Genomic DNA, 19,034 nt, shown 5'->3' with positions numbered 1-19,034 from the left:
CCGCCGATGAACACAGTTGTTGTATCGGCGAAGCAGCAAATGTCTTTAGATGGAGGTAAAGATGGAACAAGACACGCTCAGTATCTTTCAAAAAATCGCGCCTGATATTATGGGGACGATTAAAGAACGATATTTGCTGCTGCGTCATATTTCCGACGCAGAACCGGTAGGACGGCGCACCCTGGCCGGCCTGTCGGGGCTGTCCGAACGGGTGGTGCGATCCCATGTAGACGTGCTCCGGCGCAGCGGGCTGGTACGGTTTACGACGATGGGCATTTCCATGGAGCCGGAAGGAAAGGCGCTCATGCCGGATTTATTGGAGTGCTTCCTGCGCTTGAACAATTTAGACGATATGCAGCGGCAGATACGACAGGCCTTGGGCTTGAAGAACGTGTACATTGTTCCCGGAGACAGCGATACGGATAAGACGGCTTGCGAGGAGCTGGGACGCAAGGGTGCGCTGCTGCTCAACGATTTGCTCGGCAGCGTCAGCATCGTGGCTATCAGCGGCGGCTCGACCATGGCGGAAATCGCTCGCATGCTTCCGGAAAGCAACGCCGGCGCGACCATATTGCCGGCCCGCGGCAGCATGGGGAACCACGTGGAGTTTCAGGCGAACTATATTGCGGCTGCTGTTGCCGCCAAGACGCACAGCTCGTACCGCATGATTCATCTGCCTGAAGGCGTAAGCGAATCGGCGCTGCGGCTGATGTTCGAGTCAGACGCCCAGGCCAGGGAAAATGTTGCCATGACTTCCCAAGCACAGGTCGTCGTCTTCGGCATCGGCCGCGCCGATAAGATGGCCAAGCAGCGGGGCATGACGGACCATCAGCGGCAGACATTGGAAACGCTGGGGGCCCGCGGCGAATCGCTGGGCTGCTACTGCAGCCTGGACGGGCGCATCCTGTACGGCAGCAACAACATCGGCATTTCTCTGAAAGATATAAAGCATCATCCCCACGTCATCGCCGTGGCCGGCGGAGCGAGCAAGGCCGAGGCGATCGTAGCCGTCATGCGCACGTGCCGGACGGGTATCCTCGTGACGGACGAGGGCGCGGCGGAAAAAATGATGAAGATGATTTAATACGAGTTTTTTCCAGCGTCTAACAGACGCTGACGAGTATATATGTATCGTTACGATATGGAGGAGGATTTTTCCATGAAACAGACAATTACAGACATTACAGTGGACAACAAACGGGTATTCGTCAGAGCGGACTTCAACGTGCCCCTCGACGGCGACTGCCGTATTACGGACGACACGCGCATTCAGAAAACGCTGCCGACGATTAAGTATCTGCTCGACCATCACGCGGCAGTCATCCTGGCCAGCCATCTCGGCCGTCCGAAGGGAGAAGCCGTTCCCAAGTATTCTCTGAAACCCGTTGCCGAACGCCTTTCCGAATTATTGGGTATCCCCGTAAAATTTGCTCCGGACTGCGTCGGCCCGGAAACGAAAGCCATGGCCGAAGCGCTCCAGCCCGGCGAAGTCCTTCTTCTCGAAAACCTTCGCTATCATAAGGAAGAAGAAAAGAACGATCCCGAATTTTCCCGCCAGCTTGCTGAACTGGCTGAAATCGGCGTAAACGACGCCTTCGGCTGCTGCCACCGGGCTCATGCGTCCGTTGCCGGTATTACGGCGTATCTGCCCATGGCTGCAGGCTTCCTGCTGGAAAAGGAAATCCGCTTCATCGGCGGCGCCGTAGACAATCCGGCCCATCCCTTTGCGGCTATTATCGGCGGCGCGAAGGTTTCCGATAAAATCGAAGTCATTTCCAATCTCCTGCCGAAGGTCGACCTCATGATCATCGGCGGCGGCATGGCTAATACCTTCCTGGCTGCTCAGGGCTACGGCATCGGCAAATCCCTCGTCGAAGCCGATAAAATCGATCTGGCGAAGAGCCTCATCGCCCAGGCTAAAGAACAGGGAACGAAGCTCCTCCTTCCCGTCGACGTCATGGTAGCGGCCGCCTTTGACAACGACGCCGACCACAAGGTCGTAGACGTTGCCGACGTGCCGGCCGACTGGATGATCCTCGACGTAGGCACGAAGACGCAGGAACTGTTCGCTACCGAATTGGCGGCTATGAAGCTCATCGTCTGGAACGGTCCCATGGGCGTATTTGAAATGGAAAACTACGCTAAAGGTACGGAAGCCGTTGCGAAAGCCGTAGCTGCTTCGGATGCCGTATCTATCGTCGGCGGCGGCGACTCCGTATCGGCTGTCAACAAGACGGGTCTTTCCGATCAGATAAGCCATATTTCCACCGGCGGCGGCGCGTCCCTGGAATATCTCGAAGGCAAGAAACTGCCCGGCGTTGAATCGCTGAGCGATAAATAACATACCATTTATATTACATTTCAGACAGGAGGATGCTCTCATGAGAAAAACTATTATTGCCGGCAACTGGAAAATGAATCATACGGGCAAGGACGCCAAGGAAACGATTACGGGCCTCGTCGGCCGCGTATCGCAGGACGTCAAAGCCGAAGTCGTCATTGCTCCCGTATTCCCGTACCTGCCGATGGCTGTGGAATTGACGAAAGGTACGCCGATTCACGTAGCCGCGCAGAATATGCACTGGGAAGAAAGCGGCGCCTTTACCGGCGAAGTATCTCCGGCTATGCTCGTAGATATCGGTGTAACCCACGTCATTATCGGCCATTCCGAACGCCGTACGTATTTCAATGAAACAGATGAAACGGTCAATAAGAAAACGAAAGCCGCTTTGGCTCATAACCTCACGCCTATCGTATGCTGCGGTGAAACGCTGGAACAGCGCGAGGAAGGCATTATGCAGTCCTGGATCGAAGGCCAGATTGAAAAGGCTCTCGAAGGCATCGGTGCCGATGACTTGGCGAAGGTCGTCATCGCCTACGAACCGATTTGGGCTATCGGTACGGGCAAGACGGCTACGGCCGCTCAGGCTCAGGAAGTTTGCTCCATCATCCGCAAGAAAATCGCTGCCCTCTACAGCGCCGACGTTGCCGACAGCGTGTCCGTTCTCTACGGCGGCAGCGTAAAAGGCGGCAACATCGCCGAATTGACGGGCTCTCCCGATATTGACGGCGGCCTTGTCGGCGGCGCCAGCCTGAAGGTCGACGATTTCATGGCTATTATCGACAACGCCGTTGTAAAATAATCGCATTTCGTGCGAAAATACCGTTGGCAGAACGCTGCCGGCGGTATTTTTTTGCGCCGTTTCATAGTATGATGAATAGTATACTAACGAAATAGGGCAAGGAGGCGTTTTATTGTGAAAGTTATCGATTTGACTCATACCATACGGGAGCATATGCCCGTGTTTCCGGGAACGGAAGAGCCGTCCCTGCAGACGATAAGTACCTGTGAAACAGATGGTTTCAGAGAAACGAAAATTTCCATCTGCACGCACGTCGGCACCCACGCCGATCCGCCAGCCCACGTATTGGGCAGCGGCACGACGCTGGATCAGTATGATGCCGGCCAATTCATCGGCAAGGCCCTGGTTGTCGACTGCCGCTGTGTAAAGGAAGGCGGGGCGATTACGATGGATTGCCTGCGGCCCTATGGAGCCAAGATAGAAAAGGCGGAATTCCTCCTGTTTCACACGGGCTGGGATGCCTATTGGGGGACGCCCCGATACTTCGGCGACTATCCCTGCATAGACGACTCCGTGTTGGAGTACGTCGTCGCCAGGCCCTATAAAGGCATCGGATTCGATACGTTCGGCATCGACCCCATAGGCGACGAAGAGCTGACGCGGCACAGGAAGCTGTTTCAGAACCGGGAAATGATCAATATAGAAAATCTGAAAAATCTTCATCTGTGCGGCAGCGACTTATTTTGGTTCGGATGCTTTCCGTTAAAGATACGTCAAAGCGACGGCGCGCCCGTCCGGGCTGTCGCCTGGTTCGAATAAAAAACATCCCCTCGGCAGGAAAGAGACCTGCGCGAGGGGATGTACTGTATTCGTAGAATCTGCCGGATGAAGAGAAAAGAGAAGGTGAACGGTTAGAGTTCTACGTTGAAGTGTTTCAGGATCATTTTTTCTGCTTCGGCGTTCCAGAGGCCGTTGTGGGCTTTGCAGCATGCGTCCAGTTCGAGGAAGAACGGGTCTGTTTCGCCTAATTTGGCAAAATCTTCGATAGCCGTCATCGGCATGTCGAACTGCGTATAGGCCAGCTTTTTGCCGCCCTTAATATGAGGCAGGTTCAGCGTCGTGTCGATGATGCTGTCGATGCCTCCGACGTGTGTTACCATGACAGCCGGGTTGATGATGCCCTTGGCGGCCAGGTTGTTGGCTTCGATGAGATCGTCGTTGTTGCCGCCCGTCGTGCCCATGATGTGGGTGCTCGTGTAATGGCAGTCGTACAGGTTGATTTCAGCTCGGAAGTTTTTGTCCGTCGGGCCGGAGAAGAAGTTCATGCAGCCGTCGAAGGCCAGCAGCCTGTTGCCCAGTTCGGCGACGGAACGGACCGGCGCGTATACGAAGACGTCGTCGTAGCCGTGGCCGTCGGTGATCTTCATGAGCTCTTCATAGGGGTCGTCCATGGCTCCCGTATTGATGTAGTGGAGTTCGACGCCGTATTGGGCGGCGTATTCGGGGGAAATGACTTCTTTTGCCCGGCTGATGCGGCTTTCGTCAATATCCGTTACGACGATGCGCTTCGGCTTATTTTCAAAGCGGATGCCGTAGCTGACGGCGCCTAAGCCCATGGGGCCGCAGCCGCCGAGAATGATGATGTTGCCGCCTTCTTTCGTGCCCATAGCGTGATTATAGTTATGTTTATTCGTGTGGTAGTTGGCACGGTAGCCGCCGATGATGCAGCTCATCGGTTCGCCCAAGGAGGCTTCGAAGAAGCTTTCGCCTTCGTAGGGCATCAGCGCGCCTAATTCCATAACTTCGTGGGGGAAGATGCAGTACGTGCAGTCGCCGCCGAAAAATTCATAGGAATATCCCGGAGAAGCCAGGCTGCCTTTGTAATTCAGCGCCGGCTGCTGAGCGAAGCGCATGCCCGGCTTGAACTGGTCCTGCCATTTCTTGCCGACCTTGACGATGACGCCGGCAAATTCATGGCCCGTAATGATGGGGTTCGTGTCGATGTTCTGGGGAGCCCGTTTATGCTTTTTACCCTGTTCGACTAATTTATACGTAGACATGCAGATGCTGTCCGTAATAACTTTGGCTAAAATTTCGTCGTCTTTGATTTCCGGGAGTTCAAATTCTTCCAGGCGCAAATCTCTTGTGCCGTACATTCTGACTGCTTTTGTTTTCATCGTATATACCTCCTGAGTATAATGTTTGATATATGGTGCTGTATATGAGTATACGTTGACCTCTTAGTTGGCGAACATGTTGTAGATTTCGTCGACAGAGCTGTGGACGACGTCTTCTACGTCGTCTTCGTCGGAGCAGGTGACAGCGATATTGCTCAGAATGTCGACGTGTTCGTCGCCGGCAGCGGCGATGCCGATGACCAGCTTAACCGTCGTGCCGTTCCAGTCCGTGCCTTCGGGGAAGGTCATGATGACCAGGCCGGCGTGCTGTACTTCGACCTTGCCTTCTTCAATGCCGTGGGGAATGGCTACGTTGTTGCCGATGGCCGTGTTGAAGACCTGTTCCTTGTCCAGCATGGCCTGGGTATATTTTTCCGTCGTGTAGCCGTCTTCACAGAAAATCTTGCCGATTTCCTTAATGACGTCTTCTTTGGCCTTCGGCTGGCAGTTGAGGATGATGTTCTTTTTTTGTAAAATTTCCATGATGATGTTCTCCTTATGTAATTTTTATGAGCAATGTATTGAAATACAATTTGAGGATGCGCTGCAGCTCGGACCGGATGAGGCCTTCGCTGCGGCTTAGGACGGCTTCGTTGAAGCTGTCGTCTATGACCAGGGAGCTGCTGATGAAGCCTAGTAAGTCCGTGTACAGGCGGGTAGGGCCGGCAGCAGGCATCGTCATGAGCAGGATCATGCCGACGCCTTGAAAGTATGGGTCGGCGAAGCTGCTTTCCGACGGCATGCAGGTATAAAAGGCGGCGTGGCTGACGGCGCAGGTCCGGCAGTGCAGCAGGGCGAAGCCCTGGTCGGGAAAGATTTGGCTGCTCAGCTGTTCTCGTTTCATAATATCTTCATACAGCTGCCGGTTTTGCGATTCTGATTCGGCGACTTGGCTGCAGAGCCAGGCTGCGACCTGGTCGAAAGGTAGGGACGCATCGGCAGTATACATGGCATAGCCTTTCAGGATATAGGCGATTTCTTCTGCTGACTTGTGGGCTTCTGCCAGCTCCTGTACGAAATCATCAGGCTGTTTTTCGCCTTCTTCCCGATGGACCCGCTTGCGGATGTGGGCGTATTCTTCGATCTTGCACTGGATGCGGCTCATATCGGACTGAGTAATGAGCGGCGAGATGCGGACGGCGTCGATATCCGGCCGGTTCAGGGGCAGGCTGCTGACGAAGAAATCCGTGGCTTTGAGTACTTCCGGCGTCAGGTCTTCCTTGCCATAGGTCTTCAGCGATACGGCGGCGGACAGCTTATTGCGCAGCCGCGTCATCATCAGGCGGGCGACGCCGAAGCCGCTGGCGCAGACGATGCCGACGGAAACCCTTCGCGTAAAGGCCGTTTTCCCCTTCATGCGTTCCAGGGCCGCGCCGAAGTGAATCGTCAAATAGCCGATTTCTTCCTCTGAAACGGCGGCGCCGATGGCCTTTTCCAGTACGCGGGCCGCCCGGCTGGATTTTTGAAACGTGTCAGCGTATTCTTCCTTGATATCGTCCAGCAGGGGATTGATGATGTTGAGGTGATGGGTCAGACGGACGATGGCCGGCTGAAGGTGGACGAAGAGACCGCGGATAAATTCCTCGTCGCAGCGCAGCATATAGGCCTGGCGGGAATCGAAGGCGTCTATCATGGCGTCGATGAGGTTGATCAATTTTTTGCCGTTCAGGTCTGTCGGCACCCTTTCGTCGGGCACGTTGGTGTAATGAATGTTCGCGCCCTTGATGTGCAGCAGCAGGTAGGACAGCTCCAGCTCAGGCATATGCAGGTGAAATTCTTCTTCGATGGCCTGGAGAATGCGCCGGGCCAGACGCAGGTCTTCGCCATCTTCCTCCAAGGGCAGGAATTGCTCGTCTGACGGTACGTTGCCCTGCTGCATGCGTTCGACGCTGATGGCGATGTGGATGATCAGACCGATATAAGCCGAGTCGGTAAACTGGCGGAGCTTGGGTTCGTTCATCTCGCCGAGCAGGGCGTCGATGCGCTGGATCGTGCGGCTGTTCAGCAGGCGGTAAATGCCGTTGTCCGTTACGTTCATGACGGCTTTCGCCAGGGCGGCATGGGGGTCGGTAATTTCTTTTAATTTGTCTACAGGAGCCGTCTCGCTGATGAAGCGCCGCATGGCTTCGCGGTAATTTTGTTCCGTGCCGTTCAGGATGACGCCGAAGCCGGGCTTTTTCAGGATAGATAAATTATTTTTACGCAGCCAGGGGCCGAGGGCTTCCAAATCGGAAGCGGCTGTCGATTCGCTGACGCCCAGGAGCCGGCTGTAATGGTACAGCTTTTTCGGCGTCCGGTCCCGCAGCAGTTCGAACAACAAGTAGCGCCGCCGTTCCTTTTTATCGGACCAATCCGACCGGTCCGAGGCGTTCAAGTCATCGGCCAGGCGCTGCCTTGCCTGCGGCGTGCCGGTCAGCAGGAGGCCCGCTCCTTTCTTGCGCTTCAGCGTCAGCTGGTACGGCGCGATAATCGTCGTGATGTAATCCAACTCGCGCTGGACTGTGCGCTTGCTGATGGCCAGTTCGTCGGCGATTTGCTGTTCGTGCAGAAAATCCTGATGCCGCAGCAGGATAGATAAAATTTGTTGGATGCGCAGTGTGAATTCCGTAGTATCACCTCCTCTGCGTGACGGGAACCTCGTGGGATAACGCAGCCGGTTTTTATGACGGCGGGAGCTGGGCCGAGGCCAGTTCTTCTACGAGCGTCGCGTATTCGGGCGCCGCCATGAAGTTGGTAATCGTAATGAGACGGGCCTGGGGGGCGCTGGCTTTGGCCCGGTCTGCCAAATCCTGATGGCAGACGACGAGCTGCGCGTCTTTCGGTACTTCCGAAACGGATGCGTGGCTGACCTTGATGTCTGTCAGGCCGGCTTTTTTCAGACGCTTCTGCAGGACGGCCGCGCCCATGGCGCTGGAACCCATACCGGCGTCGCAGGCAAAGACGATATTTTTGATTTCTTTTATATTGACTGCCGGCGCTTCGACGGCCGACGGCGTCGCTATGCCCTTAGACTGGGCTTTCATGTCTTTCATCTTCTGCTGGGCTTCGGCGAGAGAGTCCGACGACTTGGCTCCGGACATGCGGATGATGGGCGAAGCGATGAGGAAGGACACGCCGGCGGCGATGAAGATGCCGATGATGACGGACAGCGTAGACCCTTTTGGAGCCATTGCCAGGTACGAAATGAGGCTGCCCGGAGAGGGCGGGCCGGACAAGCCGAGGTCGAGGAGCGAATAATAGAACAACGCCGATACGCTGCCGCCGATCGTAGCCAGCAGGAGCATGGGATTCATGAGGACGTAGGGAAAGGAAATTTCGTGGATGCCGCCTAAGGCGTGAATGATGAGCGCGCCGGGGGCGGAGTGCTTCGTCGTTTTGTCTTTGGAGAACAGCCAGTAAGCGATGAGGACGCCTGCGCCGGGGCCGGGGTTCGTTTCAATCATGTAGAAAATCGATTTGCCGGCCTGCGATACCTGTTCGGCTCCCAGGGGCGTGAAGATACCGTGATTAATGGCGTTGTTCAGGAACAACACCTTTGCCGGTTCGACGAAAAGGCCGATGAGGGGGAAGATGCCGTAGGTGACGAGAATCTGAACGCCCGCCGTCAGAAAGGTGAGCAGGATGCCCATGACCGGGCCGATGAGATAAAAGCCTATGATGGATAAGAGCATGCCTATGATGCCGACGGAGAAGTTGTTGACCAGCATTTCAAAGCCCGGCTTGATGCGGCCGTCTGCGGCGGCGTCGAACTTTTTGATGACCAGGCCGGCCAGGGGACCCATGACCATCGCGCCCATGAACATGGTGTACGATGTACCGCAGATGACGCCGACAGTCGCGATGACGCCGATGACGGCGCCGCGGTCGCCGCCGACGGCCTTGCCGCCCTGATAGGCGATGAGCAGGGGCAGGACGTAGGTCAGGAATGGGCCGACCATGGCAGCCAGCTTTTCATTCGGCAGCCAGCCTGAGGGAATAAACATAGCCGTAATAAGACCCCAGGCGATGAAGGCGCCGATGTTCGGCATGACCATACCGCTGAGGAAGCGGCCGAACGATTGAATCTTTGCTTTCATTTTTGTACCTCCTAAAGTGATTCAGTACGCACGCTGCATTCCGGACTGCTTGTGTTTCTGATAGCTTAAGTATATCGGCAGGCCGGGGCAAACGCAACAAATAGTAATGTAACTTTGTCACCCATGAAAATGACAATATCTGGAGAATGCATAGCCTTAAATCTTTTAACGTTTCGGTGATGGGCCGCGAAGAGGGCCCGTTGTGCCTATAAAAAAATTCATGTAGAATATGCCATATTGGCAACGCCTTTTCTAGAATAATGAAGTCGTATATGGTATAATGCAGAAAGACACAGCTATGTAAAATATAGGTAAACAGTACGTAATTAGTGCGTAAAAATGTGTTTGCAGACAAGGAGAACTGATTAGTATGGCATTCCATTTAAAGCCCAAAGAAGAAAAGTTTTTCGCATTATTAGACCAGCACGCGATGCTGAGTTATCAGGCAGCCGATCTGCTGAGGCAGGCCATGAACGACCAGATTCCTAAAGAGGAAGCGTTGGAACAAATCGATTCCCTGGCCGATGAAGCCGACGAGCTCGTATTGGAGACCATGAAGCGTCTGCAAAAAACGTTCATCACGCCGATGGACCGCGAAGACATTCAGCAGCTTATCGATGAATTGGATGCGGTTATCGACAATATCAGCGAAATCATGGACAAGATGTGCATGTATCAAATCGGACAGGCTACGGACGGAGCCAAGCAGATGACCGTCATCACGGCCAAAGCGATGAAAGAAATCTGCAAATCCATCGGTTACATGAAGGATTTAAAGAAAAACTACCTGAAGGTCGAAGCCCGCAGCCACAAGGTGCTGAAGCTGGAACAGGACTGCGACGATTTGTATCATAAGGAAATGGCTAAATTATTCTCGGAATGCAAAGATCCCATTGAAATCATCAAATGGAAGGAAGTTCTTCAATCTGTCGAAGATATTACCGACGAATGCGAAGATCTGGTTACTACGTTCAGAAAGGTCGTCTTAAAGTATGCCTGAGCATTGGTTAATATGGGCCATTGTGCTGCTGGCCGTGCTGTTTGACTACATCAACGGGTTTCACGATACGGCCAACGCCATTGCTACCAGCGTCTCGACGCGGGCCATTACGCCGCGCCATGCGATTATGATGGCCGCCGTGCTGAACTTTGCCGGCGCGATGGTCAGTACGGGCGTCGCCAAGACGATTGGCGGGGATTTGGTATTAAATCCGGCCCAGATTAGTTTGGAAGTCATCGTAGCCGCCTTGATCGGCTCTATTATTTGGAATATCGCAACGTGGTATTACCGCATACCCAGCAGCTCGTCCCACTCGCTTATTGGCGGCGTTATCGGCGCCGTATGCATCAGCGTAGGACCGGCGGCCTTGGATATGGGCGGCATTGAAAAGATCATCTTATCGCTGATCTTATCGCCGGTCATCGCCTTGGCGACGGGATATTTCGTCATGATCGGCATCCTTTGGATTGTCCGCAAGTATTCGCCTATCGCCTTAAACCGCCAGTTCCGCAAGATGCAGCTCGTGTCGGCTAGTCTCATGGCCTTTTCGCACGGCTCCAACGACGCCCAGAAAGCGATGGGCATCATCGCCCTGGCCCTGCTGAGCGGCGGATACATCGATACGATGGAAATTCCCACGTGGGTAAAGCTGGCCTGCGCCACGTCCATGGCCTTGGGTACGTCTGCCGGCGGGTGGCGTATCATTTCTACGATGGGAACGAAGATCTTCAAGATGGAATCCATCAACGGCTTTGCCGCCGATCTGAATTCGTCCCTGGTTATTTTTTCTGCGACGTTCCTGCACTTGCCGGTCAGTACGACTCACGTCGTATCGGGCTCTATCATGGGTGTCGGTTCGGCAGAACGGGTTCGCGCAGTTCACTGGGGCGTGGCCCGCAGCATGGTCATCGCCTGGTGCGTTACTATCCCGATCAGCGCCGCATTGTCGGCAGTTATCTTTTTGATTATCGACGCCTTATAAGCACGATGTAATACAGGTCTTGGTGATGAATGGCAGGCATTCGTCATCAGGACCTTTTCTTTTTTTTATTTCAAACTACACTTTTTTAGTGACTTATTGTATAATAGACACATGCAAGGAGGGATTAGAGTAATGAGATTAAATCAAGCGACTGATTATGCTTTCCGCATGGTCCTGTACCTGGCGTCGCTGCCGGAAGGCACGAAAATAACCGGCGCTGCCTTAGCAGAAAAACAAAATATCCCCGAGCGTTTTTTATTGAAAATCATGAGAAATTTGACGGCTGCCGGCATCATGAAATCGTACCGCGGCGTCGACGGGGGCTTTGCCCTGCAGCGCTCGCCGGAAGACATCACCTTGTTTGACGTCATCGAAGCCGTAGAGGGCCAGACGGAACTGCAGCGCTGTCTGCATGACATCAGCTCGTGCTCCCGCGGCTGCAGCGGCATGTGCTCTATTTACAACGCCTTTGCCGATATTCAGCGGGATCTGGTAACGAAATTGAAGGCCATTGATTTTGCTGAATTAGCCCGCCAGGAGTCGCAGCTTCAGGCAGCCTGCGGAGCCGCAGGCGACGGGCCGCTGAAAAAAGCGGTGTCGAACGAAATGTAATGGATATGAAAAAGCCGCAGCGGAGACAAGAGCTCCTGACTGCGGCTTTGTTTTTTATACGGGCCTGCGGACTTTATTTTGAAGTAAAAATAGTGTACAATGAATTTACTTAACCATGATTATTTTGTTGTCGTAATGGAGAAATAACATGAGCGTATCTATTCAGGGATTTATCAGCAGCTTTCGCCTGCTTGACATATTGGATATTCTGCTTGTCGCCTTTGTGCTGTATAAGCTGTTTATTTTGATTCGCAATACACGGGCCGTAGCCCTGATCAAAGGGCTGCTGGTGCTCGGCGCCGTAACGGTCGTCAGCCGGGTTCTGGATCTGCATGTTATCAACTGGATGCTGCAGCAGGGCATGACGGTTATATTGGTCGCCTTGCCGGTCGTCTTTCAGCCGGAGCTGCGGCGCGCCCTGGAACAAATCGGGCGGGGCCGGTTTCTGCAGTCGGGGCATGTGCTGAACGCTAAGGAACTGGAGCGGCTTATTGATGAAATCGTGGCGATTACGGACTCGATGTCCAAAACGCGGACCGGCGCGCTGATTGTCTTTGAGCGGGAAGTCGGCCTGAACGACTACATTGACACGGGCGTTCCCATCGACGGCGTCGTGTCGCGCGAGCTGCTGGGAAACATATTTATTCCCAATACGCCTCTTCACGACGGAGCCGTGATTATTCGTGAAAACCGCATCATGGCAGCAGGATGCCTGCTTCCGCTTACGGCGGACCGTTCCTTGTCTACGGAGCTGGGGACGCGGCATCGCGCGGCTATCGGCCTCAGCGAGATGGCCGACGCCGTCGTCGTCGTCGTCAGCGAAGAAACGGGCTCTATTTCATATACGTACGGCGGTCATATTTACCGTCACTTGGACAGCAACGCCCTGCGCAACGTGCTGAAGACTTTCTTGAACAAGACGCCTCAGGGATTAGCCAATATTTTCAAGTGGAGGCCGTGATATGATGAATAAGCTTGACAAAAAATGGCAATTAAAGATTATTTGTCTGTTAATGGCGATCGTGCTGTGGTTCTTTATCATCAACGAACAGAATCCTATGAGCGAAGGCAGCTATACGGTGCCGATCGTTGTGGAAAACCTCGACTCGCAGTACATTACGTCGAACGTGCCGAAGACGGTCTACGTGCGCCTGTCCGGGCCGCGCAACACGATTATCAACGTAGGACCGTCGGATATTAAGGCTTATATTGATTTGTCCGACGCCCAGGAAGGCGAAATGAGCGCCCCTGTGCGCATAGAAATTCCGGCGGGGACGGAGCTGAAAAAGCAGAGTATGACCTCGGCCGATATTATGGTCGACGTATACACCGTGCGGGAATTGGCTCTGACGCCGCATTTGGTAGGACAGACGAAGAACGATATTTTCGTCAGCAGCCTGAAGGTCGTGCCGGAAAAGGTCGTCATCAGCGGCGCCCGCCGTCTTGTCAAGCAAGTGGAACAGGCTGTCGTGGAAATTCCTATTGAAGACAGGATAGACGATTTTTCCATCATGGCGCCTATCCGGCTGGTCGCGGCGGACGGTTCCCGCATCGAAGGGCTGGAAATGACGCCGTGGCAGAGCAATATCCGCATATCCATCGGTCATAATGCCGTGACGAAAGACATTCCCGTTTACGTGACGACGGAAGGGGACGTGTCTCCGTCTGTATCGCTGAAAGAAATCAAAATCAATCCGGATACGGTTGCCGTAAAGGGAGACGCGAATATTCTCAAGAATTTGTCCCGCATCGACTTGCCGCCTATCGATATTTCAGGCTTGAAGCAGGATAAGAAATGGAAGATTATCGTATCGCCTGTAAACGGCGTCATCTTCGAGCCCGATACGATCGAAGTTGCCGTAGACGTGGAATAGTAAAGGAGCGAATTGCGTGCTAAGGGTAATGAATATTCGCACCGGCGTGCCTATGAGGAAATCCATAGAGGCGCTGGTTGCTAAAAAGCTTCGCTGCAGCCCGGCGGATATAGAGCATATCTGCGTCGTGCGGCGTTCTGTAGACGCGCGGCGGAAGCCGAATATTTATCTGGTATTTACGGTAGACGTCGCCTTTCATGACGAAGAAAAAACATGGCGGCGCTGCCGCGACGCTAAGGATGTCCGCCGGATTGCGGAAACTGCGTATGTTCCGCCGAAGCCCGGCGACGTCGTGCTGCGGCATCGTCCCGTCGTCGTAGGGACGGGGCCGTCGGGATTAGCCGCGGCGCTGGCCTTGGCGCGCGGCGGATATAAGCCGATCGTATTCGAGCGGGGGTGTGACGTAGATACGCGGACGGCTCATGTAGAAGAATTCTGGAACGGCGGCCCTTTCCGGCCTGAGTCGAACGTACAGTTCGGCGAAGGTGGAGCCGGTACTTTTTCTGACGGCAAGCTGACGACGAGGGTAAATCATCCGCTCCTGCGCCATATCCTTCAAACTCTGGTCGATGCGGGAGCGCCGCCGGAAATTTTATATGCCTATAATCCCCACGTAGGGACGGATATTTTACGGAACGTTGTAAAAAATATGCGTCATATGATAGAATTGGCAGGTGGAACGGTTTGTTTTCAGAGCCGCGTGACTTCCATACGCCGGGACGAACGGGGAAGGGTATGCGCCGTCACCGTCAACGGCGAGGATGAATATGAGACGGACGTCGTCGTCTTAGGCATTGGGCACAGCGCCCGGGATACGTATTACATGCTGCACGACGAAGGCGTCGTCCTGGAAAAGAAGCCCTTTGCCGTCGGCGTGCGCATCGAGCATGACCAGCAGGTCATTGATCGCGGGCAATACGGCTGCAATGCGGCGGAATTGGGATTGGACCCGGCCGATTACGCCTTGGTGTACCACAGCCCGGAAGGCCGGTCGTGCTATTCCTTCTGTATGTGTCCCGGCGGAGCCGTCGTGGCGGCGGCGTCTGAAGAAGGGCGGGTCGTGACGAACGGCATGAGCCTTTATCGTCGTGACAGCGGCGTGGCCAACAGTGCCTTAGTCGTCAACGTGACGACAGACGACGTCGGCAGCGGGCCCCTGGCTGGTATCGAGTTTCAGCGGCGGTACGAGGAACTGGCGTATCAGGCCGGCGGCAGTAATTATCACGCGCCGGCGCAAACCGTGGGAAGCTTTCTCAAAGGCTCTTCTCCAGCCGAAGCGGCGGTACATACATACCGTCCCGGCGTGACCTGGACGGATTTGCATGGCGTGTTGCCGGATTTTGTGACCAGTACGCTGGAACGGGCCTTGCCCTACTTCGGCCGCAAGATCCGCGGTTTTGACGACGACGGCGTCGTCATGACCGGCGTGGAAACGAGAACCAGCGCCCCCGTGCGCATTGTGCGCGGCGAAGACCGCATGGCCGTCGATGCGGCGGGATTGTATCCCGTGGGAGAAGGCGCGGGGTATGCCGGCGGCATTATGAGCGCTTTTCTCGACGGATTGGAAACGGCAAATGAAATCATTCGTAAATATCAACCTTTGGAGGTAGTTGTAAATGGCTAGATTGTTTGGTACTGATGGTGTGCGGGGCATTGCTAACGATTCCCTGACGCCGGAATTGGCATATCATTTAGGCAGGGCCGCCGCGTATATTTTTGGACAAAATAAGGAACACCCGACATTTCTTATCGGCCGCGACACGCGCCGTTCCGGCACCATGCTGGCCAGCATTTTAGCAGCAGGCATCGCATCTGCCGGCGGTGAATGCTATATGGCCGGCGTGATTCCGACTCCGGCTGTTGCCTATTTGACGAGAACGCATCACATGGATGCCGGCGTCGTCATTTCGGCGTCCCACAATCCCTTTGAATATAACGGCATTAAGTTCTTTGACGGGTATGGATACAAGCTTCCCGATGAAATGGAAGACCGGATTGAGGAATACATGCTTCGCGACGAACGAGCCGGTCTGCAGAGCCGGCCTGTAGGCGCCGGCATCGGCACGATTTCCTTGTGGACGGACTTGCAGCAGGAATATGCCGATTTCGTATGTAAGTCGACAACTGTCGATTTATCGGGATTAAAGGTCGTGTATGATGGGGCCAATGGAGCGGCCTATTCCATCGGGCCGGAAATCCTGAAACGCCTGGGAGCCGAAGTCATTGCTATCCATACGGAGCCAAACGGCGTGAATATCAATGACAACTGCGGTTCCACCCATTTGGAAGATTTGAAGGAAACGGTGCTGCGCTGCGGCGCCGATATCGGCATTGCCAATGACGGCGATGCAGACCGCTGTTTGGCCGTCGATGAAAAGGGTCAGGATATGGACGGCGACCAGATCATGCTGCTCTGCGCGCTGAAACTGAAAGAAGAAGGCCGCTTGAAGCAGGATACGGTCGTAGGAACCGTAATGAGCAACATCGGCTTCCACAAGGCCTTGAAAGACCTGGGCTGCCGTACGGAAACGACGGCTGTCGGCGACCGGTATGTCCTGGAAAAAATGCGTAAGGACGGTTATTCCTTAGGCGGCGAACAGTCAGGCCATATTATTTTCCTCGACTATAATACGACGGGCGACGGACTGCTGACGGCGGTGCAGCTCCTCAGCATCATGAAGCAGCAGAGCAAGCCGCTGTCGGAATTAGCGGCCCTCATGACCCGTTATCCTCAGATTTTGAAAAATGTGACTGTGCAGACAAAATCGGGATGGGAAGAAAATAATCTCATCATGGCGGCTATTTCGGCGGGAGAAGCAGAATTGGGCGACGAAGGCCGCATCCTGGTTCGTCCGTCCGGCACAGAACCGCTGATCCGGGTTATGGCGGAAGGCCCTGATTTAGAGCAGCTCCAGCGCATCGTCGACGATATTGCCGTCGTCGTAGAGCACGAAATGGGTCCGTCCAAGTAGGTATTGACCTAGGTGATAAAATATATTAGAATGTGGGAATGAAGTGATGAAGTTCGCTTCATTCCTGTTTTTTTACAGGCGTTTGGAAATCCTTCGTAAAATGGATAGCGCTAGTGCCCGCCGGCAGCGACGGGCGGACGAGGAAGAGGAGTATCGAACATGTCAGCGGATGCCTCTCGGCAGCTTCAGTCGTTACATGGCGGAAAAGCATTACGGCAACGGAATGGACAATGTCGTCGTGGGAAGCAAATACACACACTAGGAGGTTATATGTATGTGCGGTATTGTAGGGTATATTGGAGGAAGAGAAGCAGCTGATTTTTTGATGGACGGCTTGACGAAGCTGGAATACAGAGGTTATGATTCTGCCGGCATCGCCGTGTATCATGACGGCGCTATTGCCGTGCGCAAGAAGAAGGGACGTCTTGTGAATCTGGCCGAAGAAGTAAAGGTTCACCCTGTCGTAGGAACGATCGGCATCGGCCATACGCGCTGGGCTACGCACGGCGGACCGTCGGATCTTAATGCCCATCCGCATACGGATGAAGCCGGAAATTTTGCTATCGTCCATAACGGCATTATCGAAAACTACATGGAGCTGAAGGAAGAACTGCTGGAAAAAGGCTATCGCTTTAAGTCGGAAACGGACTCGGAAGTCGTGGCCCACTTGTGCGCCGACATGTATGACGGCGATTTTACGCGGACGGTACAGCGCGTGCTGGCCCGGCTGCGCGGCTCTTATTCCCTTGTGTTCATGAGCCGTTTTGAACCGGACAAGATCATTTGCAGCAAAAAAGACAATCCCCTTATCATCGGCCTCGGCGAAGGCGAAAACTATATTGCCTCGGATATTCCGGCTATTTTGAGTTATACGCGCAAGACCTATATCATGAACGACGGCGAAATTGCCATTGTGAAGAAGGACAACGTATGGGTTACTGATTTGGAAGGAAATCCCATTTCTAAAAAAGTCTTTGAAGTCAACTGGGATGCAGAAGCAGCCGAAAAGGGCGGCTATGAACATTTCATGCTCAAGGAAATTTACGAACAGCCAAAAGCAATTAAGGATACGATGGGAAGCCGCGTTTCTGAAGACGGCTCGCACGTGCAGTTTGAAGAATTAAATTGGACGACGGAAGACGTTACGTCTATCGGCAAGATCATGATTACAGCCTGCGGTACGGCGTATCATGCCGGTTTGCTGGCAAAATACTTTATCGAAAAATTGGCCCGTATTCCCGTTGAAGTAGATATCGCTTCGGAATACCGGTATAGAAATCCCCTGACGGACAGCAAGACGCTGTGCATCGTCATCAGCCAATCCGGTGAAACTATTGATACGCTGGCTGCGCTGAAAGAAGCGAAGCGCTTAGGTGCTCGTTCCTTGGCGATTACGAATGTCGTTGGCTCGTCTATTTCCCGTGAAGCCGATCAGGTAGCTTATACCTGGGCTGGCCCGGAAATTGCCGTTGCGTCGACCAAAGCCTATACGACGCAGCTCGTGACATTATTGCTGCTGGCCCTGTATATGGGACGTTTGAACGGAACGCTGACTGCCGACGAAGAGTCCCGCATTCTTCATGATTTGACGGCCGTTCCCGATTTGTGCCGTAAAATTTTTGAATGCGCTGACGAAATCAAGGCGATGTGCAGCTCCTTCGAAGGCAGAGAAGACGTTTTCTTTATCGGCCGGTCTATGGACTACGGCCTGGCTATGGAAGGCGCTTTAAAATTAAAGGAAATTTCCTATATTCACGCCGAATCGTACGCCGGCGGCGAATTGAAGCACGGCACGCTTTCCCTCATTGAAGAAGGTGTTCCCGTCATTGCTTTGGCTACGCAAAAAGACGTGGAAGAAAAAATGATCAGCAACATCAAGGAAGTTAAAGCTCGCGACGCCTATGTCATCGGCGTAGTGCAGGAAGGTGATACGGAAGTACGGAAGACTGTAGATACGTTGATTACTGTTCCGGCTTCGGATAATTTTGTCGTACCTATTATGGCGATTATTCCGCTGCAGCTGTTGTCCTACTATATTGCAGTCAGCCGGGGCAACGACGTCGACAAGCCGAGAAACTTGGCGAAGAGTGTTACTGTAGAATAAGTAATAAAAGGGAAGAAGGCAGAGAATGATTCTCTGCTTTCTTTTTTTGTCAAAAAGGTATTGACAAGAGACTGAAAAGGGGATATACTAAACAAGCTGTTGCGGCAGGACGCCGCGGCAGGCCGGATAACCGGAACGTTTCGAAAAGAACTTC

16 protein-coding genes are annotated in these 19,034 nt (G+C 53.8%); 12 read left to right on the top strand and 4 right to left on the bottom strand.

The window, feature by feature from the left end; translation table 11 throughout:
- The first annotated feature begins 61 nt into the window (after positions 1-61).
- From E0L13_RS07140 to E0L13_RS07125, 4 genes are all read left to right on the top strand, one after another.
- The gene (locus E0L13_RS07140) at positions 62-1,084 is read left to right on the top strand and encodes a sugar-binding domain-containing protein (RefSeq protein WP_107196696.1); all 1,023 of its coding nucleotides are present in this window, start codon (positions 62-64) and stop codon (positions 1,082-1,084) included.
- Between the two features lie 75 nt (positions 1,085-1,159).
- On the top strand, positions 1,160-2,341 hold the full coding sequence (locus E0L13_RS07135) for a phosphoglycerate kinase (protein ID WP_168061337.1): 1,182 nt from the start codon (positions 1,160-1,162) through the stop codon (positions 2,339-2,341).
- A gap of 40 nt (positions 2,342-2,381) precedes the next feature.
- Complete coding sequence (gene tpiA / locus E0L13_RS07130) at positions 2,382-3,143, top strand: triose-phosphate isomerase (protein WP_168061335.1); 762 nt, start codon at positions 2,382-2,384, stop codon at positions 3,141-3,143.
- A 114-nt stretch (positions 3,144-3,257) separates the two neighbouring features.
- Entirely contained in the window at positions 3,258-3,902 is a 645-nt protein-coding gene (locus E0L13_RS07125; protein ID WP_168061333.1) for a cyclase family protein, read from the top strand.
- Between the two features lie 92 nt (positions 3,903-3,994).
- Here E0L13_RS07125 and E0L13_RS07120 read toward each other — a convergent pair whose 3' ends face one another.
- The 4 genes from E0L13_RS07120 to E0L13_RS07105 all read right to left on the bottom strand — a co-directional run bounded on the left by E0L13_RS07120 (position 3,995) and on the right by E0L13_RS07105 (position 9,336).
- The gene (locus E0L13_RS07120) at positions 3,995-5,260 is read right to left on the bottom strand and encodes a zinc-binding dehydrogenase (protein WP_168061331.1); all 1,266 of its coding nucleotides are present in this window, start codon (positions 5,258-5,260) and stop codon (positions 3,995-3,997) included.
- A gap of 63 nt (positions 5,261-5,323) precedes the next feature.
- Positions 5,324-5,743, bottom strand: a complete 420-nt coding sequence (locus tag E0L13_RS07115; protein WP_206081569.1) for a PTS sugar transporter subunit IIA — start codon at positions 5,741-5,743, stop codon at positions 5,324-5,326.
- Positions 5,744-5,756: 13 nt separating this feature from the next.
- A complete protein-coding gene (locus E0L13_RS07110) occupies positions 5,757-7,841 on the bottom strand; it encodes a PRD domain-containing protein (RefSeq protein WP_346766168.1) in 2,085 nt (694 codons plus the stop codon).
- Between the two features lie 79 nt (positions 7,842-7,920).
- Entirely contained in the window at positions 7,921-9,336 is a 1,416-nt protein-coding gene (locus E0L13_RS07105) for a PTS mannitol transporter subunit IICBA (protein ID WP_107196689.1), read from the bottom strand.
- A 370-nt stretch (positions 9,337-9,706) separates the two neighbouring features.
- Between E0L13_RS07105 and E0L13_RS07100 the strand changes: the two genes are divergently transcribed.
- The 8 genes from E0L13_RS07100 (at position 9,707) to glmS (ending at position 18,880) form a co-directional block, all read left to right on the top strand.
- The gene (locus tag E0L13_RS07100; RefSeq protein ID WP_107196688.1) at positions 9,707-10,336 is read left to right on the top strand and encodes a DUF47 family protein; all 630 of its coding nucleotides are present in this window, start codon (positions 9,707-9,709) and stop codon (positions 10,334-10,336) included.
- Positions 10,329-11,318 (top strand): inorganic phosphate transporter, encoded by a 990-nt coding sequence (locus tag E0L13_RS07095; RefSeq protein WP_107196687.1) that lies wholly within the window; start codon positions 10,329-10,331, stop codon positions 11,316-11,318. Before E0L13_RS07100 ends, E0L13_RS07095 begins: the two co-directional genes overlap by 8 nt.
- Before the next feature lie 132 nt (positions 11,319-11,450).
- Positions 11,451-11,930, top strand: coding sequence for an Rrf2 family transcriptional regulator (locus E0L13_RS07090; protein WP_107196686.1), 480 nt, complete (start codon positions 11,451-11,453; stop codon positions 11,928-11,930).
- Positions 11,931-12,078: 148 nt separating this feature from the next.
- A complete protein-coding gene (gene cdaA / locus E0L13_RS07085; protein ID WP_087478312.1) occupies positions 12,079-12,891 on the top strand; it encodes a diadenylate cyclase CdaA in 813 nt (270 codons plus the stop codon).
- Position 12,892: 1 nt separating this feature from the next.
- Positions 12,893-13,804, top strand: coding sequence for a CdaR family protein (locus tag E0L13_RS07080; protein WP_232818847.1), 912 nt, complete (start codon positions 12,893-12,895; stop codon positions 13,802-13,804).
- A gap of 16 nt (positions 13,805-13,820) precedes the next feature.
- Entirely contained in the window at positions 13,821-15,428 is a 1,608-nt protein-coding gene (locus tag E0L13_RS07075) for an FAD-dependent protein (protein WP_198643552.1), read from the top strand.
- The gene (gene glmM, locus E0L13_RS07070) at positions 15,421-16,776 is read left to right on the top strand and encodes a phosphoglucosamine mutase (RefSeq protein WP_107196684.1); all 1,356 of its coding nucleotides are present in this window, start codon (positions 15,421-15,423) and stop codon (positions 16,774-16,776) included. Before E0L13_RS07075 ends, glmM begins: the two co-directional genes overlap by 8 nt.
- Before the next feature lie 274 nt (positions 16,777-17,050).
- Positions 17,051-18,880 carry a glutamine--fructose-6-phosphate transaminase (isomerizing) gene (glmS, locus tag E0L13_RS07065; RefSeq protein ID WP_168061329.1) on the top strand — a complete coding sequence of 610 codons (1,830 nt, stop codon included), beginning with the start codon at positions 17,051-17,053 and terminating at the stop codon, positions 18,878-18,880.
- The last annotated feature ends 154 nt before the right edge of the window (positions 18,881-19,034 follow it).

This window comes from Megasphaera sp. SW808, assembly GCF_012027795.1.
GTDB classification, from domain to species: Bacteria; Bacillota; Negativicutes; order Veillonellales; family Megasphaeraceae; genus Megasphaera; species Megasphaera stantonii.
The sequence above is the reverse complement of the archived record's forward strand: the minus strand, read 5'-3'. Positions and strand labels throughout refer to the sequence as shown.

Excerpts from the sequence above, each read along its gene's own strand:
- E0L13_RS07090 (WP_107196686.1), top strand. The coding sequence starts at position 11,451 with ATGAGATTAAATCAAGCGACTGATTATGCTTTCCGCATGGTCCTGTAC.
- glmS (WP_168061329.1), top strand. The coding sequence starts at position 17,051 with ATGTGCGGTATTGTAGGGTATATTGGAGGAAGAGAAGCAGCTGATTTT.
- tpiA (WP_168061335.1), top strand. The coding sequence starts at position 2,382 with ATGAGAAAAACTATTATTGCCGGCAACTGGAAAATGAATCATACGGGC.
- glmM (WP_107196684.1), top strand. The coding sequence starts at position 15,421 with ATGGCTAGATTGTTTGGTACTGATGGTGTGCGGGGCATTGCTAACGAT.
- E0L13_RS07095 (WP_107196687.1), top strand. The coding sequence starts at position 10,329 with ATGCCTGAGCATTGGTTAATATGGGCCATTGTGCTGCTGGCCGTGCTG.
- E0L13_RS07140 (WP_107196696.1), top strand. The coding sequence starts at position 62 with ATGGAACAAGACACGCTCAGTATCTTTCAAAAAATCGCGCCTGATATT.
- E0L13_RS07135 (WP_168061337.1), top strand. The coding sequence starts at position 1,160 with ATGAAACAGACAATTACAGACATTACAGTGGACAACAAACGGGTATTC.
- E0L13_RS07115 (WP_206081569.1), bottom strand. The coding sequence starts at position 5,743 with ATGGAAATTTTACAAAAAAAGAACATCATCCTCAACTGCCAGCCGAAG.
- cdaA (WP_087478312.1), top strand. The coding sequence starts at position 12,079 with ATGAGCGTATCTATTCAGGGATTTATCAGCAGCTTTCGCCTGCTTGAC.
- E0L13_RS07105 (WP_107196689.1), bottom strand. The coding sequence starts at position 9,336 with ATGAAAGCAAAGATTCAATCGTTCGGCCGCTTCCTCAGCGGTATGGTC.
- E0L13_RS07100 (WP_107196688.1), top strand. The coding sequence starts at position 9,707 with ATGGCATTCCATTTAAAGCCCAAAGAAGAAAAGTTTTTCGCATTATTA.
- E0L13_RS07120 (WP_168061331.1), bottom strand. The coding sequence starts at position 5,260 with ATGAAAACAAAAGCAGTCAGAATGTACGGCACAAGAGATTTGCGCCTG.
- E0L13_RS07080 (WP_232818847.1), top strand. The coding sequence starts at position 12,893 with ATGATGAATAAGCTTGACAAAAAATGGCAATTAAAGATTATTTGTCTG.